We start from the raw sequence: 26,040 nt of genomic DNA, 5'->3' as shown, positions 1-26,040 counted from the left end.
GGCGGTCAGAGCCAGCCGTTGCGGCGGAAGGCGCGGTGCAGGAGCGTGCAGGCGACGACCATGACTCCCAGCACCAGCGGGTAGCCGTACACCGCCTTCACCTCGGGCATGTGCTCGAAGTTCATGCCGTAGATGCCCGCGATCATCGTGGGCACCGAGATGATCGCGACCCAGGACGAGATCTTGCGCATGTCCTCGTTGGCGAGCGCGTTCGAGCGCGCCAGCGCGGCCTGCAGGATCGAGTCCGACAGCTCGTTGGAGGCCTGCACCTGCTCGCACACCCGGGAGAGGTGGTCGCCGACGTCGCGGAAGTACTCGCGCATCTCCGACGGGATGCTGCGCCGCTGGGGAAGGGCGTTGAAGGGGGTCTGGAGCGGCCCCACGGCCCGCTTGAGCTCCAGCATCTCCCGCTTGAGCTGGTAGATCCGGTTGATGTCCCGGGAGCTGACCTCGGCGAAGACCGCCGCCTCGACCTCTTCGAGCTCCGCCTGCATCAGGTCGGCGACCTGGAGATACTTGTCCACCACGTGGTCGGCGATGGCGTGCAGCACGCCCGCCGGGCCGCGGCTGATCAGCTTCGCCTTCGACTCCAGCTTCTCGCGGACGTCGCCGAGCGGGCAGTAGCGGCCGTGCCGTACGGTCACCACGAAGTCGGGGCCGACGAAGACCATGATCTCGCCGGTGCCGATGATCTCGCCGCTCGCCGTCGGCACCTCGCCGTCGAGGAAGGCGACGGTCTTGAGCACCACGAACAGCGAGTCGCCGTACCGCTCGACCTTGGGGCGCTGGTGGGCCTTGATGGCGTCCTCGACGGCGAGGGGGTGCAGGCCGAACACCTCGGCGAGCCACTCCACCTCGGGCGCGGCGGGCTCGTGCAGGCCGACCCAGACGTACGCGCCGGGCATCTCGTTGGCCTCGTTGTGCTCGCGGACCATCCGGACGGCCTCGGGGATGCCGTTCGCGGCGACCTTCTTGCCGTCGATGTACGCGCCGAACTCGACGAGGGAGCTGGCCGGCGGCACGCAGCGGACGACGGGGTCCGCGCTCACGTTCGAGGCGCCGAGGTGTGTGGGCAGAACCCGGGTGTGCCTGTTGATGCGGGGAAACAGCAGAGTGGAGCGCATGGCGGTCCCTTCCCGCCCGAGCCGGCACGCTCTACGCGCGACGTGATGTCACCCCTTCATGCAGGCGTGAGCTGCCCCTCGGGACTCGTGTCGAAGTGGTCGGGAGTGCGCACGACGTACGTGCGCGAGCACGTACTGACGGGATCACCAGAGTTCATCCCAGACCACCTCCAATCACTACGAGACAGCGCGAAGCCTGTCCAACCTAGCACATCACTGCCGGACGCCTGTTCCAGGGTACCGGCGTCAAGAGCCTTCGATCATGCACTTCTTGCCAAAAAGGGGTCGGACAAACTGGTCACCCCTGTGTATCCAGGAGGCCGGACGGCGGAGGACGCGGAGAAGACTGCGAGAATGAACGGGTGCGCGTTCTTGTCATCGGTTCCGGGGGTCGCGAGCACGCTCTGTGCCGGGCCCTGCGGCTGGACCCCTCCGTCGTCGAAGTCCACTGCGCCCCCGGCAACGCCGGCATCGCCGATGTGGCCACCCTGCACCAGGTCACGCCGACGGACGGCGCGGCGGTCACCGCCCTCGCCGAGCGCCTGGGCGCCGGCCTCGTGGTGATCGGCCCGGAGGCGCCGCTCGTCGCCGGCGTGGCCGACGCGGTCAGGGCCGGGGGCATCCCCTGCTTCGGGCCGTCGGCGCGGGCCGCGGCGGTCGAGGGCTCCAAGGCGTTCGCCAAGGACGTCATGACGGCCGCGGGCGTGCCGACCGCGCGGGCGTACACGTGCGTGACCGAGGAGGAGGCCGCGGCGGCGCTGGACGCCTTCGGCCCTCCGTACGTCGTGAAGGACGACGGCCTGGCCGCGGGCAAGGGCGTGGTCGTGACCGACAGCCGCGAGGAGGCCCTCGAACACGCGCGGTCCTGCGAGCGGGTGGTGATCGAGGAGTTCCTCGACGGCCCGGAGGTGTCGCTGTTCGCCCTGTGCGACGGCACGAGCGCGGTGGCGCTGCAGCCGGCCCAGGACTTCAAGCGGGCCTACGACGGCGACAAGGGTCCCAACACCGGCGGCATGGGGGCCTACACCCCGCTCCCCTGGGCCCCGGAGGGCCTGTCGGAGCGGGTCATGGCCGAGATCGTCCGGCCGACGGTCGCCGAGATGGCCCGGCGCGGCACGCCGTATACGGGTGTGCTGTACGCGGGGCTGGCCCTGACCGCCGACGGTCCCCGCGTGATCGAGTTCAACGCGCGCTTCGGCGACCCGGAGACCCAGGTCGTGCTCGACCGTCTGGAGACCCCGCTGGGAGGGCTGCTGCTCGCGTGCGCGACCGGCGCCCTCGCGGACCATCCGCCGCTGCGGTGGCGCGACGGCGCCGCCGTGACCGTGGTGCTCGCCGCCGAGAACTACCCGGCCGACCCGGTGAAGGGCGACGTCGTCACGGGGCTCCCCGCGACGACCGAGGAGGCGTACGCGCTGCACGCCGGGACGACCCTCGACCCGGAGAACCGGCTGGTGTCGAACGGCGGGCGGGTGCTCAACGTGGTCGGCACCGGCGCCGACCTGGCCGAGGCGAGGACGCGGGCCTACGAGGCGCTGGAGCAGATCACCCTGCGCGGCTCCCACCACCGCTCCGACATCGCCCTGACCGCCGCCACCTCCTGACGCGACACGGGGTGAGGAGCTGGGAGAATGGCGGGGTGAAGCACCTGCACTCCGGCAAGGTACGCGACCTCTACGAGACCCCCGAGGGGTTGCTGCTGATGGTCGCGTCGGACCGTATCTCGGCCTTCGACTACGTGCTCGAACCCGGCATCCCCGACAAAGGGGAGATTCTCACCCGGCTGTCGCTGTGGTGGTTCGAGCAACTCAAGGACGTCGTGCCCAACCACGTCGTCTCGGCCGGCGTGCCCGCGGAGTTCGCCGGGCGCGGGGTGCTGTGCCGGAAGCTGCGGATGGTGCCGGTCGAGTGCGTGGCCCGCGGCTACCTCACGGGCTCCGGGCTGACCGACTACCGCAGGGAGGGCGTCGTCTCCGGCGTGCGGCTCCCGGAGGGGCTCACCGACGGGTCGCGGCTGCCCGAGCCGATCTTCACGCCGTCGACGAAGGCGCCGATGGGCGAGCACGACGAGCCGATGACGTTCGAGCAGGTCGTGGCCGAGGTGGGCGCGGACGTGGCCGGGCGGCTGCGCGACATCACCCTCGGCGTCTACCGCCGGGGGGCGGAGATCGCCCTGGAGCGCGGCATCATCCTGGCCGACACCAAGATCGAGCTGGGCTGGGACTCCGACGGCGTGCTGACCCTGGGCGACGAGGTGCTGACGCCCGACTCGTCGCGCTTCTGGCCGCTGGACCAGTGGGAGCCGGGCCGCTCCCAGCCGTCGTTCGACAAGCAGTTCGTCCGCGACTGGCTGCTGTCGCCCGCGTCGGGCTGGGACAGGGCCTCCGGCGAGGCCCCTCCGCCGCTGCCGGACGAGATCGTCGAGCGCACGCGCGGCCGCTACGTCGAGGCGTACGAGCGCCTCACCGGAGAGCGCTTCCGCGCCTAAGTCACACAGGTCACAGAAGTCATCTGACGTGACCTGTTCCCCCACGCGTTCTGGGGGTAGTTCCTCCCCGAAACGCCCGGGACAGCGGCTACTCTAGGCCGACGCATTCGCCGACGACGTGGCTGCCGGCCGACGCGAGTCCCCCACCTTTCCCCCAAAATAGGAGTCAGATTCATGGTCAGTTACCGCGTGCGCGGTGGCAACGTACTGCGTGGAACCGCCTTCATCCAGGGCGCGAAGAACGCCGTACTGCCCATGATCGGGGCGGCGCTGCTCGCGGCCGAAGGCCGTACGGTGCTCCGCAACGTGCCCGTCATCGAGGACGTGCGCCGGGCGGTGGAGCTCGCCGAGGCCATCGGCGCGAAGGTGGAGTTCCACGAGAGCGAGCGGACGCTCGTCATCGACGCCTCCCGGTTGACCAGCCCGGTCCTGCCCGCCGAGATCGCCCGCCGGTTCCGGGGATCGGTGCTGTTCGTCCCGGCCCTGCTCCACCGCCTCGGTGAGGCGATCATCGAGGGCATCGGCGGCTGCAACCTCGGCAGCCGCAACCTCGACTTCCACTACCTCGGCTACAAGCGCCTCGGCGCGATGGTGGACGAGGGCGAGTCCGTCATCCACATCAAGGCCGGCGGCCTGGTCGGCGCTCCGCTCTATCTCGACACCCCCTCCCACACCGGCACCGAGAACCTGATCATGGCCGCCTCGCTCGCCCGGGGCACCACCGTGATCGAGAACGCGGCGCTCGAACCCGAGGTGCTCGACGTCATCACGATGCTGAGCCGGATGGGGGCGCGCATCCGCGGCGGCGGCACCGGCTTCATCACGGTCGAGGGCGTCGACGAGCTGACCGCGGTCGAGCACACGGTGATGCCGGACCGGCTCGACGCGGGAGTGTTCGCGATGGCCGCGGCGATCACCGGGGGCGAGGTGAGCCTGGTCGGCGCCTCGCTGGAGCACCTCGGCGTGGTCCGGTGGAAGCTGGAGCAGATGGGCGTCGAGTTCGAGGAGCACGGCGCGGTCCTGCAGGTGCGCCGCGACCGGCCGCTGCGCCCGATCAACGTGATCACCGACACCTACCCCGGCTTCGCGACCGACCTGCAGTCGCCCCTGATGACGGTGGCCTGCCTCGCCGAGGGCTCCAGCTACATCCACGAGCGCATCTTCGACGGCCGCTTCGCGCTCGCGGGCGAGCTCAACAAGATGGGCGCGAACGTCGAGGTGGAGGGGAGCCGGGCGGTGGTGCACGGCCCGACGCCGCTGCACGGCGCCGACGTGACGGCCCACGACCTCAGGTCCGGAATCGCGCTCGTGCTCGCCGGTCTCGCCGCCGAGGGAGAGACGTCGATCGGGACGGGTTATCTCATCGACCGCGGCCACGGCGCGCTCGCCCAGCGCATGCAGGCGCTTGGCGCTGATGTGGTGCGTGAAATTTCCACTTCGGACGGCCACTGAGTCCGAAAACCTTTACTAACGCCCTGACCAGGGGGTATCCGGGATATTACGGATGCGGCTCGACCACCCAGAATGGTATTCCGGAAAATCTGGGCGTGACATTACGGCCTTAACCAGCGATCGTTCCAAAGAGAAGCCACAACAACGAGGGCGACGTGGGATGGGACGAACATTGGTCGAGCGCACGGAAGACACTCCGCGCGGGTCACGTCTAGGGACGGTGACACCCGACCTCACCATCGGCGTGGTGGGGTCACATGATTTGGTCGAACGCGTCATGCTCATGGGGCACTCGGCGGCCCCGGTGCCCTGTCGGCTGGTCGCCGCCGCGTACAGGGACGAGCAGGAGGCCGCGGACAAGGTGACCCGGCTCGGGCCGGGTGTGGACGCCTGCCTGTTCGCGAGCCCGGTGCCCTTCGAGCTCGCCCGGCGGGCCGGAGTGCTGACGATGCCCGCGACACACGTGCAGCTCGGCGGAGCGGCACTGGTGGCGGCGATCGCGCGGGCCTCGCTGGACGAGCGGACCGATCCGCGCCGGGTGAGCGTGGACGTGCTCGCGCGGCCGGACATCGACGAGGCGTACGCGGACCTCAACCTCCCCTCCGGGGAGGTGCACAGCCGCGATGAACCGGGGCCGATCGGCACGGTCACGGCCTTCCACGAGCGGTTGTTCCGCCAGGGGGCCACCACGGGCGCGCTCACGTGCGTCCAGGGAGTGGCCGACCGGCTGACCTCCGCCGGGGTGCCGGTCGTGCCGATCCGGCCGACGTCCGCGGCCGTACGGACGGCACTGCACACGGCGGCGCTGCTCGGCGCCCGGCACCGGCTGGAGGAGTCGCAGCTCACGGTCGTGCTGGTGGAGGTGCCGACGCTGCGCGAGCCGGTACGCCGGGCCGCGCCGCGCTACTGGCGGGACGAGCTGCGGCTGTCACTGCACCGCCTGCTCGTGCAGGAGGCCAACCGGATCAACGCGAGCGTGTGGCCGATCGACGATCACAGCTACCTGGTCGTGGCGACCAAGGGCTCGATCGCGGCCGCCACCGACGGGTTCCGGGTGCTGCCCTTCGCCGCCAGGATCCGCGAGGAGCTGGGGCTCGCCGTCGAGGTGGGCGTGGGGATGGGCCGCACGACGCACGAGGCCGAGACGCACGCCAGGGGCGCGCTCGCCCGCACCCAGGGCGGCAAACAGCCCCAGGGCTTCGCGGTGGACCGGGAGGGCCGGGCCCTGGTGCCGCCGCCCCGGATGCCTCCCCAGCCGGGTGGGCCGATCAAGCCCAAGGGCGTCGAGGTGCTGGCGCGCCTGGCGGCCAAGCTGGAAGGCGGAGACACGGTCGTGGACGCGGAGGGGGCCGGGCGCATGCTCGGGGTCACCCCGCGTACGGCTCGCCGGTTGCTGCGCACGCTGGTTGACGAGGGACTCGCGTGGCCGCTTCCGCCGAACCGCACTCCGCAGCCGGGCCGGCCGCGCCAGCTCTACCGGCTGATCGTGGAGAAGCTCACCCGGTGACCAGGTGAACGAAGGGTGTGGACGGCGCTCGGCGCCGGGCCGACGGCGTGGGGCCGGCGTGCCCCGGCAGCGCGGTCGCCGTCCGCACCCCGCTTGGACAACCGCTCATACAACCGCTCAGACGAAGGCCTGGGCGACGGCCAGGAAGACGTCGTTGGCCTCGGGGTCGCCGATGGACACCCTGGCCCCCTCGCCGTCGAACGGGCGCACGGCGACGCCCACTGCCGCGCACTTCGCGGCGAACTCCATCGTGCGCTCGCCGAGGCGCAGCCACACGAAGTTGGCCTCGGTGGGCGGGACCGTCCATCCCTGCGACAGCAGGGCCTCCCGCACGCGCGTGCGCTCCTTGATGACGGTCTCGACCCGCTCCAGCAACTCGTCCTCCGCGTGGAGGGACGCGATGGCGGCGGCCTGCGCGAGGTGGTTGACCGCGAAGGGCAGCAGCGTCTTGCGGACGGCCGCGGCCACCGGTTCGTGCCCGATCAGGTAGCCGACCCGCAGGCCCGCCAGGCCGTACGCCTTGGAGAACGTCCGCAGGACGGCGACGTTCGGGTGCTCCCGGTAGAGCGCGAGGCCGTCCGGCACGTCGGCGTCCCGCACGTACTCCCGGTACGCCTCGTCGAGGACGACCGTGACGTCTCCGGGCACCCGGCCGAGGAACCGCCTGAGCTCCTCGGTCCGGTTCACGGTGCCGGTCGGGTTGTTGGGGTTGCACACGAAGACCAGGCGGGTCTCCGGCGTGAGAGCGTCGGCCATCGCGTCGAGGTCGTGCGTCTCCTCGCGCAGCGGCACCCGGATCGAGCGGGCGCCCGAGAGGTCCGCGAGCAGCGGGTAGGCCTCGAAGGAGCGCCAGGCGTACATGACGTCCGCGCCGGGCTCGCCCACCGCCGCCAGGATCTGCTGCGCCACCGCCACCGACCCGGCGCCGAGCGCGACGTGCCCGGCGGGCACGTCGTACCGCTCGGCGAGCGCCTCGGTGAGCCGGACGGCTCCTGGGTCGGGGTAGCGGTGGACCTCGGTGGCCGCCCGCGCGACCGCCTCGACCACCGACGGCAGCGGCCCGTACGGGCTCTCGTTGGAGGACAGCTTGTACGACCGGCCCTCCGGGGAGACCACGGCCTTGCCGGGCTTGTAGGGCGGCATGCTGTCGAGGATCGAGCGGAATCGCGGCATACCGTCACCTTAGAAGATGACCCCCGGAGGCTCTACTTGTAGTAGGCGTACAGCGTCTTCCAGGTGCCGGCGTACTGGCAGTTGATCGACGGCTTGGCGGCCTTGCCCTCGGAGCAGACCTTGAGCTCGACCTCCCCGACGTTCTTCATCGTGAAGGCGAACTTCTTCTTCACGTTGTACGAGCAGGTGCGGTAGTTGCGGTAGGCCAGGTGCGGCGTGTTGGAGGAGTCGAACCAGCTGACGCGGAAGAGCGCCCAGCCGCAGGCGGACGAGGAGCGGGTCCGGTCGACGACGCTGCCGGAGACCTTGACCCACGGCGCGGGCGCGCTGGGGTCGTCCTTGGCCGCGGCCGTCAGCGAACCGCTCACCTTGGCCTTCGAACCCGCCGCGAAGTACGGGCCGAAGGGCTTGAACGCGGCCTGGGCGGCGGTGCCCTGGGTGGTGGCGGCCTCGGCGGCGGAGGCGGCGGTGGCGGTGGCCAGCGGGGCGAGAGCGAAGATGCCGGCCGCCAGCGTGATGCCGGCCAGGGAGCGGGTGAGCGCCATTGCGGGGTTCCTTTCCTCTGTTGTTGGCCTCACTTTGTCGCAGGCCGGTTTCAATGCGCTTGACGCCCGCTGTACGCCGCTTTCAGTAGGTATGGATTGTCCCCCTTGGAAGGGGCGGCATCCGAACCCCGGTTTTGGTTAGGATCGCGCCTGAACCGGCGATCGGGGAAAAGCATGACGAACGGCGCTGAGGGTGACGGACCGCGATACGGCGAGCCCCGGCGCATCGGGCCGTTCCACATTCTCGGCCGGCTCGGCCAGGGCGGCATGGGCACGGTCTATCTCGGCCGGGACGACGACGGCCGGGAGGCCGCCGTCAAGGTGATCCACCCGCAGTGGGCGGCCGACCCCGCCTTCCGGCGCCGGTTCCAGCGGGAGGTCGCCGCCGCCCAGCGGGTCGCCCGCTTCTGCACCGCCGCCGTCCTCGGCGCCGGTCTGGACGGCGAGGTCGCCTACCTGGCGACCGAGTACGTCCCCGGGCCCACCCTCCAGGAGGTCGTACGGGACCGCGGGCCGCTGTCGGGATCGAGCCTGGAGGCGGTCGCGGTCAACGTGGCCGTGGCCCTGCAGGCGATCCACAGCGCGGGGGTGATCCACCGCGACCTCAAGCCGTCGAACGTGCTGCTCTCGCCGGTCGGCCCCAAGGTCATCGACTTCGGCATCGCCCAGGTCACCGACAACACCGCGGACATGAGCGGCATCGTCGCCGGGACTCCGTCCTTCATGTCGCCCGAGCAGGCGAAGGGCGACCGCCTGACCCCCGCCTCCGACATCTTCGGCTGGGGCGCCCTGGTGGCGTACACCGCCTCCGGGCACGCGCCGTTCAGCGGCGGGTCGATCCCGAGCATCCTCTACCGGGTGCTCCACGAGCCTCCGCAGATCTCGGGGCTCGATCCCCGGCTGCGGTCGATCGTCGACCTGGCGCTGGCGAAGGAGCCGGCCCAGCGCCCCACGGCGCAGCGCCTCGTCGAGATGCTGACCGGCCACGAGCCGGTCGAGTCGGTCGCACCGGTCGCGACGGTCGCGCCTGCCGCGACGGTCACCGGGCTGCCGACGGTCGCGGGAGGCGCGGCGAGCCGACGGTCCCGCCCCGGCCTCCTGCTCGGGGTCGGGGGCGTCGTCGCCGCCCTCCTGGTGACGGCGGGGGTCGTCGTCGCCGTCCAGACCGCGTCGTCCGGCAAGCCGTCGTCCGGAGAGCCGCAGGTGCCCCTGGCGGCGTCCGGGAAGCCCGCCGAGCGCGCCACCCCGGCCCCGACGACCACCACAGCGGGCGGCGCGGGCTCGGGCAACCCGCTGCGCGGGCGGGACGTACGGCTCTACGCCGACCCGGCGGGCGACGAGGCGCGCCAGGCGGAGGCCTGGGCGGCGGCGGGGCGCGGCGACGACGCCGAGACGATGCGGAAGCTCGCCGCGGTGCCGAGGGCCGTGTGGCTGGGCGGGCCGAGCGCCGCCCAGGCGGGCCGTACGGCGAGCGCCGCACTGGAGGCCGCCGCGCGACAGGACGCCGTGCCGGTCTTCGTCACCGACGACATCCCGCTGCACGCGTGCAACGAGGGCGGCGCGGCCGGCTCGGCGCAGTACCTCGCCTGGATCGACGCCGTCGCCTCGGCCGTCGGCGACCGCAGGGCGGTGTTCGTGCTGGAGCCCAACAGCCTCACGGAACTGCCGGGCTCGCCGGAGTGCTCGCTCGGGGACGCCGCCGACCAGCGGGCCAGGCTGCGGATGCTCGCCTCGGCCGTGAAACGGCTCGGCGGGCTGCCGAACACCGCCGTCTACCTCGACGGCAGCCTGGAGGGCTGGCCGTCGCCGGAGGTCATGGCCACGCGGCTGGTCGAGGCGGGGATCGCCCAGGCCGACGGCTTCTATCTCAACGCCGCCGGATATCAGGAGACCGGCTCGCTCGTCGCGTACGGCACCCGCCTCGCCGCCTGTGTGAAAACGAGGGCGTCGGGGAGCGGCACGTGCGCGGATACGAGCACGGACACGGCCGGGCTGCCGCACTTCGTCGTCGACACGGGCCGGAACGGCCGGGGCGCGTGGACTCCGCCGGAGGGCAAGTACAAGGACCCCCAGGAATGGTGCAACCCGCCGGGACGCGGCGCCGGGGCGCGGCCGACCACCGACACCGGCAACGCGCTCGTGGACGCGTACCTGTGGCTGCGCCCGGCCGGGATCTCCGACGCCCGGTGCACCCGTGGCGAGAGCGGCTCCGCCGACCCCGTGTACGGCGTGGTCACGCCGTACGGCGGCCAGTGGTGGGCCGAACTCGCCCTCCAGCGGGCCAGGGACGCCGTTCCGCCGCTCTGAGGAGTGCTTCGAGGATTACCCTCTCCGGCGATATTCACTAAGATCGCGCGACATGTGGCGGAAAGTCAGAATCGCGATGGCCGGTGTCTGCGTGGCCGGGGTCTGCACCATTCCCACCCCGGTCGCATCGGCGCCGGTCGCGGCGGCGAAGACAGTGAAAACGGTGAAGGCGGCGAAGCCGTACTGCGCCCGGTACAAGTGCATCGCGCTCACCTTCGACGACGGGCCGTGGCCCTACACGCCCGCGCTGCTCGACACGCTGAAGAAGCACAAGGCGAAGGCCACGTTCTTCCTGCTCGGCCGGAAGGTGGCCAACCGCCCCGAGCTCACGCAGCGGATCGTGCGGGAGGGCCACGAGATCGGCAACCACACCTGGAACCACCCCGACCTGACCAAGCTGCCCGACGAGGAGGTGCTCAGCGAGCTCACCAGCACCTCGGACGTCATCTACGAGACGATCGGCAGGAAGCCGGAGATCATGCGCCCGCCGAACGGCGCGACGAACGCCCGCATCTCCGGTCTCACGGCGCAACTCGGCCTGCCCCAGATCCTCTGGACGGGATCCACGCTCGACTGGCAGGCCAGGAACACGAAGGTCATCGCCGCGCGGACGCTGAAGCTCGCCAAGCGCGACGGTGTCATCCTGCTGCACGACATCGTCCCGGAGACGGTCAAGGCGATGCCGGGCGTGCTGGCCAAGCTGGAGAAGCAGCACTACAAGTTCGTCACGCTGACGACCCTGCTGCAGGGCCGCACGCTGCACGGAGGCGAGATCTACCCGCCCCGGGGCAAGTAGGCGGCCGGCGCCTCCGCGAGCGGCGCCGGCGCCGGCGTCTGCGTGACGTCCGCTGTGACATCCACGGTGAGCGACCGCTCCAGGGCCGCCCGCAGGCGGGGCTGCAGGGGCCGCTCCACCAGCCGGTGCACGGCGTACGCGACGGCGAGCGCGGCGGCCGTCGCGACGGGCAGGGCGAGCCGGTTGCCGAGCGGCTCGTGCAACGCCTGGATGAGCAGGAACCCCACGTGGTGGTGGAAGAGGTACAGGGGGTAGGTCAGCGCGCCGAGCGCGGTCAGCCACCGCCAGTCGAGCCGGTCGAGCGCGCCGACGGCGACCGCGACCATCGCCAGGAAGATCAGTGAGATCACGCCGACGACGAGCGCGGACCCCAGCGCCGGGCCGAACCGGTCGACCGCCGGGAGCTTCTCCCCCAGCACCGACACGATCGCGAGCGCCCACCCCGCCCCGACGAACAGCCAGGGGAACATCGATCCGCCGAAGCGGTGGATCAGGAACAACGCCATGCCCGCGATGAAGTACGGCGCGCTGAACGGCAGCAGCACGGCCTGGAGGAGATCGGCGTCCACCCGCTCGGCGACGACGAGCAGGAAGACCCAGCCGCCGAGGAACGCCAGGCAGCGGCGGTAGGTGATGCCGATCGCGGCGAAGCACGCGATGAGCACGTAGAAGACGAGCTCCTGCCAGAGCGTCCAGTAGACGATCTCCAGGTCCCGCACCCGCAGGCCGTGCTGGAGCATGGTCATGTTGGCCAGCAGCTCGGCGAACGTCGGCCGGTGGTCGGTGATGAGCCCGCCGACGGCCAGCGCGCCGAGGACGAGCACGCTCGCCCAGTACGCCGGGTAGAGCCGGGCGATCCGCGACGCCGCGAAGTGCCCGGCCGTACGGCCCCACGCGCTCATCAGGATCACGAACCCGCTGATCAGGAAGAACAACCGCACGCCGTACACCCCGAACATGGTCACCGCGCTCAGCGCCGGGAAGGCGTTCGGGGTGCCCCACGCGCGGGTCTCGCCGAAGTGGAACAGGACGACGCCGAGAGCCGCGCAGAACCGCAGGAGGTCGAGGACGCGCAGCCGCGACGGTCCGCGGAGGATGGCCGGCGCGTCGGGGGCGACGCGTGGGGCCGCAGCGAGCATAGGCCGGAATATATCCTGAAAGATCCCTGTGAGGCGGACGATCCGGCTGCGGTAGCTACTGGGGGGCGGCGGCGCCGGCGCGGAGCATCGGGGGATGCAGCAGCACGGCGGGGCCGCGGCGGTGCAGCATGGCGGGCCGGCCGCCGTCCCGGGTCGTCGTGCGTCCGGTGGGCACCAGGAAGCCCTCGGTCTTGGTGACCTTCCGGTGGAAGTTGCGGGGGTCGAGCGGGCGGCCCCAGACGATCTCGTACACGCGGCGAAGCTCCGCGACGGTGAACTCCGGCGGGCAGAAGGCGGCGCCGAGCGAGGTGTACTCCAGCTTGCTCCGCGCCCGCTCCACGCCGTCGAGCATGATCCTGCGGTGGTCGAAGGCCATCTCGGTCAGCTCCGCCACCGGCTGCCAGCTCATGTGCGCCTCGGTCGACGCGGGCAGGTCGGGGGCGAGGCCGAGGTAGGCGACGCTGACGACCCGCTGGCGGGGGTCGCGGTCCGGGTAGCCGTAGGTCTGCAACTGCTCCAGATGCACCGGGGCGCCGGGCAGGCCCGCCCGTTCGGCGAGCACCCGGGCGGCGGCGGCCGGCAGGTCCTCCTCCAGCTTGATGAAGCCGCCGGAAAGCGCCCACCTGCCCTCGTACGGCGGCCGGTCGCGCCGCCAGACGAGGGCGCTCAGCTGCTGGGACCTGACGGTGAGCACGACGAGATCCACGCTGACCGGGATGCGTGGGATCATGAGCGAACGCTATCAGTACGCGGCCGGTCGCCCGGTGTCTCAACGGTGTCTATAGCCGGTGTCTCAGCCGGTGTTGTGGTAGTAGACGGGCTCCGCCGACTTACGGCCGTCGGCGGAGGTGACCTCCACCCGCACCCACACGTCGCCGGGCACCGTCGCCCAGTCCACCGGGATCCAGATCGTCTCGATGCCCGCGGGAAGCCCCGGGATCGGTGTGCCGTCGTGCCAGCCGACCGTCGCCGAGTCGACGACCCGGGGGGTGTCCAGCTCCGGCCAGCTCAGCGTGACCTTCGCGTCGCCGAGGTGGTAGCCGCGGATCTCCAGGCCGTCCTGGATCTGGCGTTCGCGCCGCTGCGCCTCCACCGGGATCGGCCGGTCCCAGTCCTGCGCGATCTCCTCCGACAGCGACGGCGAGCCGCAGGTGAAGAAGTCGCTCCACATGTACGAGATGACCTTCGAGACGTACGGCCCGGCCAGCGTGACCTGGGTGTCGAGCCGGGGCTTGTCGGTCCTGCCCCGGGTGCCCTGCCGGCCGCAGTTCTCGGTCGAGGACGGCTCGAAGGCCTCCACGTTGGCCCAGAGCTCCACCTCCACGCCCTCCTCGGCCAGCTGCGCCCGCGCCTTGGACATCTCGCGGTAGTAGTCGCGGGTGCCGCCGTAGTAGGCCGTGGCGTAGGTGCTCTCGCCGACGACCGGCTTGAGGCGGTCGTCCACCGGCTTGTTCTTCCAGTTGGGCCAGAACAGGCCGACCTTGCCCGTGCCCCGGCCGTCCTGCGGGGCGATGATCTCCACCCCGGTCCGGGCGAGGGCCTTGAAGCCCGCGGCGACCTGCGCCGGCGTGGAGGTGTACTTCAGCCGCCTCCGGCTGTCGATGTACGGGCTGACCAGGATGGGCTTGCCGGGCAGCTCCTGCTCGACGATCCGGTGCTGCTCGGCGTACACCTGCAGTGTCTGGACCTTGGCGGGGTCGGGCCAGTCCCTGAGCTGCAGCTCGAACGGCTGGTAGACGCCGCCCAGCGACTGACGGTCGCCGAAGCGGTTGCCGTAGTCCTGCAGGATCCGCCGGGTCAGGGTGGTGAGCGTGCCGATGTGCCGGGGGTCGGCGCGGGTGGACTCGGCCGGGTCGCGCGGCGCGAGGGGCAGCGCGGGGAAGACCCGGATGCCGAACCGGTCGCCGAGGTCGAGCAGCTCGCTGAGGCTGTCCTGCTGGCCCGCCGAGACGAGGATCAGGTGGTAGGCCCGCCCCTTGGTGGTGAAGTCGCAGGTGGGGTCGTCGGAGCCGTCCTCCGGCGCGATGAGCCGGTAGAAGACCGCGCCGTTCACGACGATCTTGCGTTCCACCTGCGGGCAGCGGAAGATGCCGGGCCCGAACTGCTCGTCGGTGCGGTAGACGTACGTCCAGCTGATGCGGTTGCCGGGGTTGGCGGTCCGGAGGTCCTGCTCCGCCGCCTTCGTGCAGCTGAGCCCGCTCTCCACGCAGACGGCGTACCGCTTGTCGAGCGGCGGGGTCTTCTCCGGCTCCTTGTCGTCCACCGGCTGGAGCACCTGCCCGTCCTCGTCCGTCTGGCGCGGCGACAGGCCGAAGCCGAGGCGCACGACGGTGTCCCCGCCGAGGCGGTGGATGGCCTGGAGCTGACGCCGCCAGGTGCACGGGTCCGAGGTCGGGATGAGCCAGTACCCCATCACGGCGTACGGCGTGGCCGCGGCGGTGTCGAACGTGCCGCAGGGATCGGTGAACTCGCTGTGCGCGGGGGTGGGGCTGGGGCTCTCGGTCGCCGCGGAGAGGGTCTGCCCGGCTCCGGCTGCGCCCGGATCGGAGTTCCCGTCCCGCAGGACGATCACGACGGACGCGACACCCGCGAGAATCGCCACACCCAGGATGAAGGTGAGCCAGCGCACTTTCAGGACACTACCCGCCCGTCGATCGTCGAACTTGTCACGCCGAAGTGTTCACCGGGGCTTCAGCTCTTGACGCCGGCCCACGCTTCCAGCTGGTCGACGAAACGACGCGCCGAGTTGGGCCAGTGGTGGTTCGCCCGCGCGGCGGCGTAGCCGCGCCCGCCGGTGCCGCGCCGTTCGAACGGGTTGTCCCTGAGCTGGAGCACCGCGCGCGCCACCGCCTGCGGGTCCCGCCAGGGGACCACCATGCCGCACTGGTAACGCTCCACGAGCTCGACGGCCCGCGGCGAGGGGGTGGTGATGACCGGGATGCCGTGGGCCATGTACTCCACGATCTTCGTGGGCATGGAGTGGCGGTAGTTGGGCTCGTCGTGCAGCAGCGACAGCCCCGCGAGCGCGCCGTCGAGCCGCTTGAGCGCCTCGTCGTTCGGCATGAAGTCGCGCCACTCCAGCACGCCCTGCGCGACCGCCTCGTTGAGCAGCGGCCTGCTCTGCGGGTCGGCGTACCCGATCAGCTCCACGGCCACCCGGTGCGGCTGCAGCAGGCGGGCCACCTCGACGGCCTCCTGCACGCCCCGGGCCTCCGACAGCCAGCCCAGGTAGACCACCCGGTCGTCGCCGGGCGGGCTGACGCTGTCGGGCACCCAGGTCTCGTTCGGCACCACCAGGTGCCGCTGCCGGAACCGGCCGGCGTACGCCGCCTCGGCCAGCAGCAGGTGCATCCGGCGCTCGGCCGTGCCCTCCAGGAGCCGGGCGAGGTACCGCGTCGGCGGGCGCAGGAACGCCGGCAGCCACGGCTTGAGCGACAGCGTCGCGGGGGTGTCCTCGTGGACGTCCCAGACCACCGGCGGGCTCTTGCGCACCCCGGCGACGGCGAACAGCAGCTCGGGGTCGTGGATGAGCGCCAGGTCGACCTTCCCGCGCATGCTCTTGAAGAGCTTGCGGGCCGCCCGCACCGCCGACAGGCGGCGCCGCTCGGCGGCCCTCGGCAGGTCGACTCCGGTCACCCACGAGCGCGGCACGACTCCCCGCGCGGTGTACGGCGCGGCGTACGTGACCTCATGACCGGCATCGACGAGTGCCCGGATCTGCCGGTGCAGGATCCGGGCGTCCTCGGGGTGATGCACCACCGTCATGACGAGCACGTGCACGGCGCGGACCCTTCCTACAGCCGCTCGACGCGTTCGCTCGTGGCGAGCACGCCACGAGTGTCCAGGACGAGAAGGGCGTGGTCCTCCACCACGTCCAGGTCGAACGCCGCGTGCTGCTGCAACAGGACCACCACGTCCGCGGCGGCCACGGCCGACCGCAGATCCTCCTCGCGGGGGATCGCCCTGCCCTCGACCGACCATTCCTTCACGTACGGGTCGCAGAACGACAGCTCCGCGCCCAGCTCCAGCAGCGCCTCGGCCACCGGTATCGCGGGCGTCTCCCGCTCGTCGGCGATGTCTGGTTTGTACGTCACGCCGAGGAGCAGCACGCGTGAGCCGTTCACCGGCTTGCGGGCCCGGTTGAGCAGCCGCTGCACCCGGGCCACGACGTACGACGGCATCCGCTCGTTGATCTCCTGGGCGAGCTCGACGAAGCGGAAGGGATAGCCGAGCTTGCGCACCGTGTACGACAGGTACGAGGGGTCGACCGGGATGCAGTGCCCGCCGACGCCGGGGCCGGGCAGGAACTTCTGGTAGCCGAAGGGCTTGGTGGAGGCCGCCTCGATGGACTCCCAGAGGTTCACCCCGAGCTCGTCGCAGAAGATCGCCATCTCGTTGACGAGAGCGATGTTGACGTGCCGGTAGGTGTTCTCCAGCAGCTTGGCCATCTCCGCCTCGCGGGTGCCGCTGACCGGCACGACCCGCTCGACGAACTGGGCGTAGAAGGCGACCGCCCGCTCCTTGCAGGCCGCGGTGTAGCCGCCGACGACCTTGGGGGTGTTGCGCAGGCCGAACTTCGGGTTGCCCGGGTCGATCCGCTCCGGCGAGAACGCCAGGTGGAAGTCGCCGCCCGCGGTGAGCCCCGACTCCTCCAGGATCGGCCGTACGAGCTCGTCGGTGGTGCCGGGCCACGTGGTGGACTCCAGCACGACGAGCGTGCCCGCCTGGAGGCGCTCGGCCACGGCCCGGGTGGCGCCCTCGACGGCCGACAGGTCGGGACGGTGGTCCTCGTCCAGCGGCGTCGGGACGCAGATGACGATCGCGCGCGACCGCGACAGCACCGACGCGTCGAGCGTGGCGGTGAAACCCGCCGCGAGCATCGCGTCGAGGTCGGCGTCCGTCAGGTCGTCGATGTAGGAGCGGCCGGCGTTGAGCGCGTCCACCTTGCGGGGATCGACGTCCAGACCAGCCACCCGCAGACCGGCCGCCGTGGCCTCCTTGGCCAGCGGCATGCCCACGTATCCCAGCCCGATGATCGTGAGATCGAAGGCGGTCACGATACGGCCTGAGGGCGGAAACAACACTTCATGGTGGCAAAGGTTATCTCAACTCGGCACCAGGCATGCCTGATGCAACACATCGGACTTCGTGCGTTTTATCGGTTTTCGGTCAGGGACTGGTAGATCCCCCGGTAGGTCCTGGCCAGGCTGCTCCAGGTCCGGTGCGCGGCGACCTCGGCCTTGCCGGCCTCACCCATGACCCGGCGGCGCTCCGGATCGTCGCGCAGCGCGGCCAGCCCCTTGGCGAGCGCGGCCGGGTCGCCGGGCGGCACCAGCAGGCCCGCGCCCTCGCCGCCGACGAGCTCCGACAGCGCGGGCAGGTCGCTGAGCACGACCGGCTTGCCCAGCGCCATCGCCTCGACCGGCTTCAGCGGCGTGACCAGGCGGCACACGCGCAGGTCCTCGCGCGGGCAGACGAAGATGTCGATGGCGGCCTGCGCCTGCAGCGCCTCGTCCGGGCCGACCCGTCCGGGCAGGATCGCGTCCGTCAGGCCCAGTCGCTCGACCTGTTCGAGCAGTGCGGGCCGCTCCGCGCCGTCGCCGACGAGCAGCACCCGCACCGGCGTCCCGGCGTCGCGCAGCAGCGCGGCGGCGTTCAGCAGGGTGGCGAAGCCCTCGTAGCCCACGATGCTCGACACCGAGCCCACGACGATCTCGCCGCGGCCGACGCCGTACGCCTGGCGGAACGCCTCGCCGTCGTAGTCGGCGGTCAGCAGGGAGTCGTCCACCGCGTTGGGCGCGAGGAAGATGCGCTCCCGGGGGACGCCGCGCTCCATGATCTCGGTGGCCATGGTCTCGGCGAGCGTGACGACCGCGTCGGCCTCGCGCATGATGCGCGCCTCACGCTCGCGCTGCAGGACGTGCCGCTCGCTGCCGACCCGCTCCGGGTCCCGGGAGACCCAGGTCTCCTCCAGGAAGCCGCGCACCTCGTACACGAAGGGGGTGTTCGTCCGCTCGCGGACGGCGAGCGCGACCGAGCCGTTGCGGTGGTCGGTGGCCGCGTGCAGGACCTGCGGGCGGAGCGTGCGGACCAGCTCCGACACGTCCGCGGCGCCGCGGATCATCCGGCCCTGCGTCTCGAACGGGACGTCGTCCTTGGGCAGCAGCCGGTAGTAGGGGACCCCGTCGATCTCCTCGTACGGCTCGGCGTCGGTGTGCCCCTGGAGCATCGGCCAGCCCCAGCTCGTCACGACGTGCGGGTCGAGCCCGGCCGCCCGCTGCGCGCTGACGATGCGGTGGGTGCGCACCGTGTATCCCGCCTGCGTGTACGGCAGCGCGTTGGTGACCATGTGCAGCACCCGGCCGGGCACGCGCTCGCCCATGATGACCTTGGGCTTCGGCGGGATCGGGTCCGGGCCCAGCGCGGCGAGCTCGCCCTCGTAGTAGGCGATCCTGCGGCGGACGAACGGCCACCGGGACTGCGCCTGGAGCACTCTGATCGACTCGGACATCCGCCCGGCGTCGAAGTGCGCCTTCGCCTCCTTCAGCGGACCCTTGGCGGCCCGCTGGAGGATCTTGCGCGTACGCACTTTGACGAAGCGGGCGGCGGGCCAGGCGACGCGGCCGACGAACGGGCGCATCCCGGCCGGCATCGCGTCTGCGGCCGCCTGGGCGACCCGCATCGGGTCGGACTTGACCTTGCCGGCGACGATCCGGGAGACGATGACGGGGTTCTTCGCGAACCCCCGGAGGAAGCCGCCGAGACCGGCCTTCGCGGAGGCGGCGGACACGGCCTTTACGGGCTTGTTGGCCTCGGTTTCCACGGCGCGACCGTACCATAGGCAACGTTTGTCCCAGGGTTAGGTGAAAGGCGAGGTAGATGAGAGACCACCCCCTCGTCCTGCACGTTTTGGGCGCCCGGCCCAACTTCGTCAAGGCGGCTCCCGTCGTCAAAGGACTGGCCGCACTCGGCGTCCGGCAGGGCATCATCCACACGGGCCAGCACTACGACGCACTGATGTCGGACGTCTTCTTCGCCGACCTCGGGCTGCCCGAGCCGATCGCGAACCTCGGCGTCGGCAGCGGCACCCACGCGCGGCAGACGGCGGCCCTCCTCACCGGGCTTGAGGACCTCGTCCTGGAGCACCGCCCGGCGCTCGTGGTCGTCTACGGCGACGTGAACTCCACGCTCGCGGCGATCCTGGTCTGCGCCAAGCTGGGCGTGCCGACCGCGCACGTCGAGGCGGGCCTGCGCTCCTTCGACCGGGGGATGCCGGAGGAGGTCAACCGGATCGTCACCGACGCGCTGTCGGACCTGCTGTTCGCCACCTCGCCGGACGCGCTGTCGCACCTCGCCAACGAGGGCGTGGCCCCGGCGAAGGTGCACCTCGTCGGCAACCCGATGATCGACAGCCTGTTCGCCGCGCTGCCCTCGCTCGACCCCGCGCCGGTCCAGGAGCGCCTCGGAATCACCGGGCGGTACGCCGTGGCGACGCTGCACCGCCCGGCGAACGTGGACGACCCCCAGGCGGCCCGCGAACTGGTCGACGCGGTGCTCGGGGTGGCCGAGCAGGTGCCGGTGATCGTGCCGCTGCACCCCCGCGGCCGGCAGCGCCTCGCGGAGGCCGGCCTCGTCGACCGCGACGGGCTGCGGATCGTGGACCCGCTGGGTTACGTGGACTTCCTGTCCCTGGTCCGGGGCGCCGCCCTGGTGGTGACCGACTCCGGCGGCGTGCAGGAGGAGACGACCATGCTGGGCGTCCCGTGCCTGACCGTACGGCCGAACACCGAGCGGCCGATCACGGTGACCCACGGGACGAACCGGCTCGTGACCCCGGCGGCGCTGCCCGCCGCCGCGTCGAAGGCGCTCGCGGACGGCGCGGCCACTCCGAGCGGGGAACTGCCGCCGCTCTGGGACGGCGCCGCCGGGCCGAGGATCGCCCGCGTCATCGACGCCTGGCTGCGCGGCGACAACCTCTCCCCCGCGGCCAAGGGCCAGGCGCGCTAGCGCCTGGCGAGCGATCCGGAGGGGCGCGCCGCCGGTCTGGACCGAGGAGCGAGGAACGAGCGACGAGGGAAGACGGCGGACGTGAGCGCCCCGATGGTGAGCGGGAAACACAGGCCAGGCGCGCTAGCGCCTGGCGAGCGATCCGCTAAATCCCCTATTTCGGCATAAAGGCGGCGGCGACAGCCGTACGATGGCTCTTCCTTGAGGGGGAAGCATGGCTGAGACCGACGAGACTCCTGAAGAGCCGCGTTTCCAGCGGCTGGGGCCGGTGAACTGGCTGCCCGAGGAGCGCAAGCACGTCGAGCAGTACGAGGCGCGCATCCGCGACCTGGAGAACCGGCTCGCCTACCAGGAGGCCCGCGCCGACTACGCGCTCTGGCGGCTCCAGGCCACCCAGACCCAGAAGCCGTACCGGGTCGCGCAGGTGCTGACGAACGCGGCCAGGCCGAAGAAGATCGTCCGGCTGCCGCGCGACCTCAGCAAGGCGATGAAGGACGGCAGAAAGGCGCCGAAGGCGCCGCCGTCCGCGATCGAGGTCGCCGCCGCGGCCGAGGCGCGGGGTCCCGAGGTCAAGATCCCGACCCTCCAGTGGCCCGACGGCCCGGTCGTACGGCCCGACATGCGGGTCGCGGTGATCCTCGACGACTTCTCCCGCATGGCGTTCAAATACGAGTGGGACCAGATCGAGTTCGGGCTGCAGGACTGGCGCGAGATCTTCGCGGAGCGGCGTCCGGAGATGCTGTTCTGCGAGTCGGCCTGGCACGGCAACCAGGGCCGCTGGCGTTACCAGATGACCGGGACCAACGCGCCCAAGCAGGAGCTGCGCGACCTGATCGCCTGGTGCCGGGAGGAGGGCATCCCCACGGTCTTCTGGAACAAGGAGGACCCGCCCAACTTCGACTTCTTCATCGAGACGGCCAAGCTGTTCGACCACGTGTACACGTGCGACGGCGACATGATCCCGAAATATCGCGAGATGCTGGGTCATGACCGTGTCGGCGTGCTGCAGTTCGCCGCCCAGCCGCGGATCCACAACCCGATCCAGACCAAGCAGGGCCGGCCGTACGACGTCGTCTTCGCCGGCATGTACTTCCGCGACAAGCACCCCGAGCGGCGCGAGCAGATGGAGACGATCCTCGCGCCCGTACGCCCCCTCGGCCTGCACATCTTCGCCAGGAACGGCACGGTCGCCGACAAGTACGCCTGGCCGGAGGAGTACCGCCCCCACATCGCGGGCGAGCTGCCGTACGAGCAGATGCTGGCGGCGTACAAGATGTACAAGGTCTTCCTGAACGTGAACTCGGTGATCGACTCGCCGACCATGTGCGCCCGGCGCGTCTTCGAGCTGTCGGCCTGCTCGACCACCGTGCTGTCGGGCTGGTCGCGGGCCATCGAGGAGACCTTCGGCCCGCTGATCCCGGTCGCGCACTCGCAGGAGGAGGCGTACAACCGGGCGATCTACTTCATCAACAGCCCGGAGCTGCGCGCCCGGCAGGGGCACCTGGCGATGCGCGAGGTGTTCGACAAGCACCTGTTCTCCCACCGGGTCGACCAGATCCTCACCGACCTCGGCCTGCCGGTCGTGTCGCGCTCGCGGTCGATCTCCGTCGTGCTGCCGACCAACCGGGCCGGCCAGCTCGAACACGCGATCACCCAGGTGGCCCGGCAGCGGCACCGCGACCTGGAGCTCGTGCTGGTCATGCACGGCCTGTCGGAGGACCCGGCGGTCGTGCGCGACAAGGCGCTCGCGGCGGGCATCCCGGCCGTGAAGGTGCTCACCGCCGACCCGTCCTGGACGCTCGGAGAGGTGCTCAACCACGGCATCGCCCACGCCGACGGCGAGCTGATCTCGAAGATGGACGACGACAACATCTACGGCGAGCACTACCTGTCCGACCTGGTCCGCTCCTTCGACTACGCCGACGCCGAGATGGTCGGCAAGGGCGCCCACTACACCTACTTCCCCGACCAGGACGTCACGATCTTCCGCCTTCCCGGGCTGGAGCACCGTTACGCCCACCTCATCCAGGGGGCGACCATCCTGGCCAGGACCGACCTGCTGCGGGCGTTCCCGTTCGAGGCGGTCAACGCGGGCGAGGACACCCGGCTCGTACGGCGCTGCAAGGAAGAGGGCGTCCGGATCTACTCGGCCGACCGCTACAACTTCATCTACATGCGCGGCTCCGACGCCACCGCGCACACCTGGCAGGCCGCGGACTACAAGCTGACCCGCAACGCCCAGTTCTGCTTCGCCGGCAACCCCGAGCCGCACGTGCTCATCTGAACGTACTCGTCCGGAGAGAGGGTCGCGGTCCTGCTCCGCGACCCTCTCTCCGTCTCGCGGCCGACGCTCTGACCTGGTCGCTTTCTCCTTGGTACCCCTGGCTGTACCTCCATTGGGGTGTACGCGGGAGCGACCGGGAGGGCCCGCGGCTGATGTGCTGATCACTGTCAGTCGAGCGCTCCCACAGGAGAGAGTGAAATGGCAGTCGACAGCCGGCCGGAGGCCGAGCGGTACACGAGTCAGAGCGGGCTTCGGGGCTTAATCCGCAACCATCCGCTGATCAGCTTCTTCGTCCTGGCCAACCTGATGAGCTGGGTCGCCTGGGTGCCCTACATCCTCTCGGCGACCGGCCTGGCGGTCTGGGACTTCGCCTTCCCCCGGTTCCTCGGCAGCACGCAGATCGCCGGGGTGCTGCCCGGCGCCTATCTCGGCCCCATCTTCGCCGCGTACATCGTGACCAGGGTCGCGGACGGCAAGGAAGGCGTCCGCCGGTGGCTGCGGAGGATGACCAAGTGGCGGGTCGGCTGGGTCTGGTACCTCGTGGCCGTCCTCGGCGTCCCCGCCGCCATCATCGCCGCCTCTCTCGCGTTCTCCGGCGAAGACATCCGCATCCCGCCCGTCGCGGTGCTGGTCGCCTACGTGCCCAGCCTGCTGATCCAGATGGTCACCACCGGTCTCGCCGAGGAACCCGGCTGGCGTGACTTCGCCCTGCCCCGCATGCAGCGCAGGTTCGGCCCGCTGGGCGCCACGGCCATCCTCGGCCTGCTGTGGGGCGTCTGGCATCTGCCGCTGTTCCTGAGCGAGTGGGGTGGGTGGCCGGACGTCACCATGATGAGAGTCGGCGAGTTCGTCGCCTTCTGCTGCGCCTTCAGCGTGGTCGTCACCTGGATGTTCAACCGGACCGGTCAGAGCCTGCCGCTGGTCATGCTGCTGCACGTGAGCGTCAACAACTTCATGTCGCTCCCCTACGGGGAGATGTTCCCGTCGATCGCCAGCGCCGAGCAGGCGAGCCATGTCACCCTGCTCGCGGCCACCACGGCGGCGATCCTGCTGCTCATCGCCACCCGCGGCCGTCTCGGCTACCGTGCGGCCGGGGAACACGCGCCGGAGCTCGCCCAGGCAGAGCTGAACGCTGCTTGATCGACGATTCCTGTTCTAAGCTCTCTGGCCCGAGGGGGGTGCATGATGGCGGCGCACCAGCCGGAACCGGCCGACACCCGGCGAAACGATCGGAGGGGTGTCGCCGCACGCGCCCGTGACGTCTTCCACGCGTTCGAACACCTCGTCGGCGGCCTCAGCACGGCGCTGCTGGCACTCGCCGCTCTGGTGTGGCTCGCCGTGGCCGGACTGACCTGTGTGATCGGTGTGGGCCTGCTCCTGCTGCCCACCGTGCCGCGTGTCGTACGGTCCGTCGCCGAGCGCGAGCGTGACCGGTTGTCCCGCTGGGGTCCGGAGATCGTCCGCTTGGGGCCCGCGCCGACCGGCGTACGCGCCGCGCTCACCGATCCGGCCGTACGGCGGGAGCTGTGCTGGATCCTCGCGCACGGCACGCTGGGCCTGTTCCTCGGCGTGGCCGGGTTGACCATGGTGTTGAACGCCGTGCAGAACATCACGTATCCGCTGTGGTGGCGGGCGCTGCCCGCGGAGGATCCCACCCCGACCCTGGTGTTCTGGGACGTGCGTGACGACGCCGGCGCCATGGCGGTCGCGATCCTCGGCGTGGGAATGGCCGCCTGCTTCCTGGTGCTCGGGACGGGAATGGCCCGCTTGCAAGCGTGGCCGGGACGCCGGCTGCTGGCGCCCACCGCCGACGTCGACCTGTCTCTGCGGATCGCGGAGCTGTCGGCCACCCGCGCGGCGGCGCTGGACGCCCACGCCGCGGAGTTGCGGCGGATCGAACGCTCGCTGCACGACGGGGCGCAGAACCGGCTGGTCGCGGTCACCGTGATGCTCGGCGCGGCCCGCCGCGCGCTGGCCCGTGACCGGCCGGACGCGGAGGACATGCTCGAACGCGCCCAGGAGACCGCCGAGCAGGCGCTGGCCGAGCTCCGTACGGTCGTCCGCGGCATCCTGCCGCCCGTGCTGGCCGACCGGGGGCTCGCCGGCGCGCTCGCCGGGCTCGCGGCGAACTGCGGTGTGCCCTGCCGGGTCGACGTCGACGCGCTCGGCAGGTGCCCCGCCTCCATCGAGGCCACCGCCTACTTCGTGACCGCCGAGGCACTCACCAACATCTCCAAGCACAGCCGGGCCCGGCACGCCACGGTGACCGTACGGCGTGAAGGCGACCGGTTGTCCCTGCGGATCGAGGATGACGGCGTCGGCGGCGCGGACGAACGGCACGGTTCCGGGCTCACCGGCATCCGCAGCCGGGTCGAGGCGCACGACGGCCGTCTCACCCTGACCAGCCCGCCCGGCGGGCCGACCGCACTCGAAGTGGAGTTGTCATGCGGATCGTGATAGCCGAGGACGATCCGCTGCTGCGTGAAGGCGTCGCGCTGCTGCTGCGCGCGGAGTCCTTGGACGTGGTGGCCACGACCGACTCCCCGGACTCCTTCCTGGCGGCCGTCGACGCCCACCGGCCCGACGTGGCCATCGTCGACGTCCGGATGCCTCCGACCCACACCGACGAGGGCATCACCGCGGCGGTCGAGGCCAGGCGCCGTCAGCCCGGCCTGGCGGTGCTCGTGCTGTCCGCCTACGTCGAGCAGGCGTTCGCCACCGAACTGCTCGCCGGCGGAACCGACCGGCTCGGATACCTGCTCAAGGAGAGAGTCGGCCGCGTCGACCAGTTCCTCGACGCCCTGCACCGGGTGGCCGCGGGAGGCACGGCCATAGACCCCGAGGTCGTCGCGCAGTTGCTCACGCGCACCCGCACCGACAGCGGGCTGGAACGGCTGACCGCCCGGGAGTTCGACGTGCTCGCCCTGATGGCCGAGGGACTGGGCAACACCGCCATCTCCGAACGGCTCTTCGTGAGCGAAGGCGCCGTCCACAAGCACATCCGCAGCATCTTCGCCAAACTCGACCTGGCCCCCACCGACCGGGCGGACCGGAGGGTCACAGCCGTCCTGCGTTACCTGGAGGAGACCCAGCGCCGCGGCTGACGTCGTACACACGCCGCACCCCGCCGAAGCGGCGGTCTGCCTGGTCGGAGCGACGGTCATTATGTACGCCCCGCACCGGTGAACGTCTGCGCCTTCACTTTTTGTGACTCCAGG

The 26,040-nt window shown here is 71.2% G+C and carries 20 protein-coding genes; 11 read left to right on the top strand and 9 right to left on the bottom strand.

What is annotated here, in order from left to right; translation table 11 throughout:
- Window positions 1-5: 5 nt before the first annotated feature.
- Window positions 6-1,124, bottom strand: a complete 1,119-nt coding sequence (locus F5972_RS13985; protein ID WP_150933863.1) for a magnesium and cobalt transport protein CorA — start codon at window positions 1,122-1,124, stop codon at window positions 6-8.
- Between the two features lie 362 nt (window positions 1,125-1,486).
- Here F5972_RS13985 and purD point away from each other — a divergent pair, with 362 nt between their 5' ends.
- The 4 genes from purD (at window position 1,487) to F5972_RS13965 (ending at window position 6,571) form a co-directional block, all read left to right on the top strand.
- A complete protein-coding gene (gene purD, locus F5972_RS13980; protein WP_150933862.1) occupies window positions 1,487-2,728 on the top strand; it encodes a phosphoribosylamine--glycine ligase in 1,242 nt (413 codons plus the stop codon).
- Window positions 2,725-3,612: a phosphoribosylaminoimidazolesuccinocarboxamide synthase gene (locus tag F5972_RS13975; RefSeq protein ID WP_150933977.1), complete on the top strand. Its 888-nt coding sequence runs from the start codon at window positions 2,725-2,727 to the stop codon at window positions 3,610-3,612. The genes purD and F5972_RS13975 overlap by 4 nt, the downstream gene beginning before the upstream one ends.
- A 174-nt stretch (window positions 3,613-3,786) precedes the next feature.
- Window positions 3,787-5,064 (top strand): UDP-N-acetylglucosamine 1-carboxyvinyltransferase, encoded by a 1,278-nt coding sequence (gene murA, locus F5972_RS13970; protein WP_150933861.1) that lies wholly within the window; start codon window positions 3,787-3,789, stop codon window positions 5,062-5,064.
- Window positions 5,065-5,326: 262 nt separating this feature from the next.
- A complete protein-coding gene (locus F5972_RS13965) occupies window positions 5,327-6,571 on the top strand; it encodes a transcriptional regulator (protein WP_191910115.1) in 1,245 nt (414 codons plus the stop codon).
- Between the two features lie 117 nt (window positions 6,572-6,688).
- On the opposite strand, the gene hisC is transcribed toward F5972_RS13965, so the two are convergent.
- Both hisC and F5972_RS37220 read right to left on the bottom strand, forming a co-directional pair.
- The gene (gene hisC / locus F5972_RS13960) at window positions 6,689-7,744 is read right to left on the bottom strand and encodes a histidinol-phosphate transaminase (RefSeq protein ID WP_191910101.1); all 1,056 of its coding nucleotides are present in this window, start codon (window positions 7,742-7,744) and stop codon (window positions 6,689-6,691) included.
- A gap of 32 nt (window positions 7,745-7,776) precedes the next feature.
- Window positions 7,777-8,289 (bottom strand): hypothetical protein, encoded by a 513-nt coding sequence (locus tag F5972_RS37220; protein WP_191910100.1) that lies wholly within the window; start codon window positions 8,287-8,289, stop codon window positions 7,777-7,779.
- A 174-nt stretch (window positions 8,290-8,463) separates the two neighbouring features.
- Between F5972_RS37220 and F5972_RS13950 the strand changes: the two genes are divergently transcribed.
- Both F5972_RS13950 and F5972_RS13945 read left to right on the top strand, forming a co-directional pair.
- Complete coding sequence (locus F5972_RS13950; RefSeq protein ID WP_150933860.1) at window positions 8,464-10,596, top strand: glycoside hydrolase family 6 protein; 2,133 nt, start codon at window positions 8,464-8,466, stop codon at window positions 10,594-10,596.
- 52 nt (window positions 10,597-10,648) lie between these two features.
- The gene (locus F5972_RS13945) at window positions 10,649-11,392 is read left to right on the top strand and encodes a polysaccharide deacetylase family protein (RefSeq protein WP_150933859.1); all 744 of its coding nucleotides are present in this window, start codon (window positions 10,649-10,651) and stop codon (window positions 11,390-11,392) included.
- On the opposite strand, the gene F5972_RS13940 is transcribed toward F5972_RS13945, so the two are convergent.
- From F5972_RS13940 to F5972_RS13915, 6 genes are all read right to left on the bottom strand, one after another.
- On the bottom strand, window positions 11,371-12,531 hold the full coding sequence (locus tag F5972_RS13940) for an acyltransferase family protein (protein WP_150933858.1): 1,161 nt from the start codon (window positions 12,529-12,531) through the stop codon (window positions 11,371-11,373). The two genes, F5972_RS13945 and F5972_RS13940, sit on opposite strands and share 22 nt — an antisense overlap.
- 55 nt (window positions 12,532-12,586) lie before the next feature.
- Window positions 12,587-13,261: an NUDIX hydrolase gene (locus F5972_RS13935; RefSeq protein WP_111700359.1), complete on the bottom strand. Its 675-nt coding sequence runs from the start codon at window positions 13,259-13,261 to the stop codon at window positions 12,587-12,589.
- 63 nt (window positions 13,262-13,324) lie between these two features.
- Window positions 13,325-15,160 (bottom strand): DUF4434 domain-containing protein, encoded by a 1,836-nt coding sequence (locus tag F5972_RS13930; RefSeq protein ID WP_150933857.1) that lies wholly within the window; start codon window positions 15,158-15,160, stop codon window positions 13,325-13,327.
- A gap of 62 nt (window positions 15,161-15,222) precedes the next feature.
- Window positions 15,223-16,311: a glycosyltransferase gene (locus tag F5972_RS13925; protein WP_191910099.1), complete on the bottom strand. Its 1,089-nt coding sequence runs from the start codon at window positions 16,309-16,311 to the stop codon at window positions 15,223-15,225.
- 14 nt (window positions 16,312-16,325) lie between these two features.
- Complete coding sequence (locus tag F5972_RS13920; RefSeq protein WP_150933856.1) at window positions 16,326-17,588, bottom strand: nucleotide sugar dehydrogenase; 1,263 nt, start codon at window positions 17,586-17,588, stop codon at window positions 16,326-16,328.
- Window positions 17,589-17,686: 98 nt separating this feature from the next.
- On the bottom strand, window positions 17,687-19,354 hold the full coding sequence (locus F5972_RS13915) for a glycosyltransferase family 4 protein (protein WP_150933855.1): 1,668 nt from the start codon (window positions 19,352-19,354) through the stop codon (window positions 17,687-17,689).
- A gap of 56 nt (window positions 19,355-19,410) precedes the next feature.
- Between F5972_RS13915 and wecB the strand changes: the two genes are divergently transcribed.
- From wecB to F5972_RS13890, 5 genes are all read left to right on the top strand, one after another.
- A complete protein-coding gene (gene wecB / locus F5972_RS13910) occupies window positions 19,411-20,538 on the top strand; it encodes a non-hydrolyzing UDP-N-acetylglucosamine 2-epimerase (protein WP_150933854.1) in 1,128 nt (375 codons plus the stop codon).
- A 214-nt stretch (window positions 20,539-20,752) separates the two neighbouring features.
- Window positions 20,753-22,822 carry a glycosyltransferase family protein gene (locus tag F5972_RS13905; RefSeq protein ID WP_150933853.1) on the top strand — a complete coding sequence of 690 codons (2,070 nt, stop codon included), beginning with the start codon at window positions 20,753-20,755 and terminating at the stop codon, window positions 22,820-22,822.
- Window positions 22,823-23,020: 198 nt separating this feature from the next.
- Complete coding sequence (locus F5972_RS13900; protein ID WP_150933852.1) at window positions 23,021-23,962, top strand: CPBP family intramembrane glutamic endopeptidase; 942 nt, start codon at window positions 23,021-23,023, stop codon at window positions 23,960-23,962.
- 42 nt (window positions 23,963-24,004) lie between these two features.
- Window positions 24,005-25,279: a sensor histidine kinase gene (locus F5972_RS13895; RefSeq protein ID WP_150933851.1), complete on the top strand. Its 1,275-nt coding sequence runs from the start codon at window positions 24,005-24,007 to the stop codon at window positions 25,277-25,279.
- Window positions 25,267-25,926 (top strand): response regulator transcription factor, encoded by a 660-nt coding sequence (locus F5972_RS13890; protein WP_150933850.1) that lies wholly within the window; start codon window positions 25,267-25,269, stop codon window positions 25,924-25,926. The genes F5972_RS13895 and F5972_RS13890 overlap by 13 nt, the downstream gene beginning before the upstream one ends.
- Window positions 25,927-26,040: the final 114 nt, after the last annotated feature.

The organism is Microbispora cellulosiformans (genome assembly GCF_008728085.1).
In the GTDB taxonomy this organism is placed as follows: domain Bacteria; phylum Actinomycetota; class Actinomycetes; order Streptosporangiales; family Streptosporangiaceae; genus Microbispora; species Microbispora amethystogenes.
This window is presented reverse-complemented; position numbering and strand designations above follow the sequence as displayed.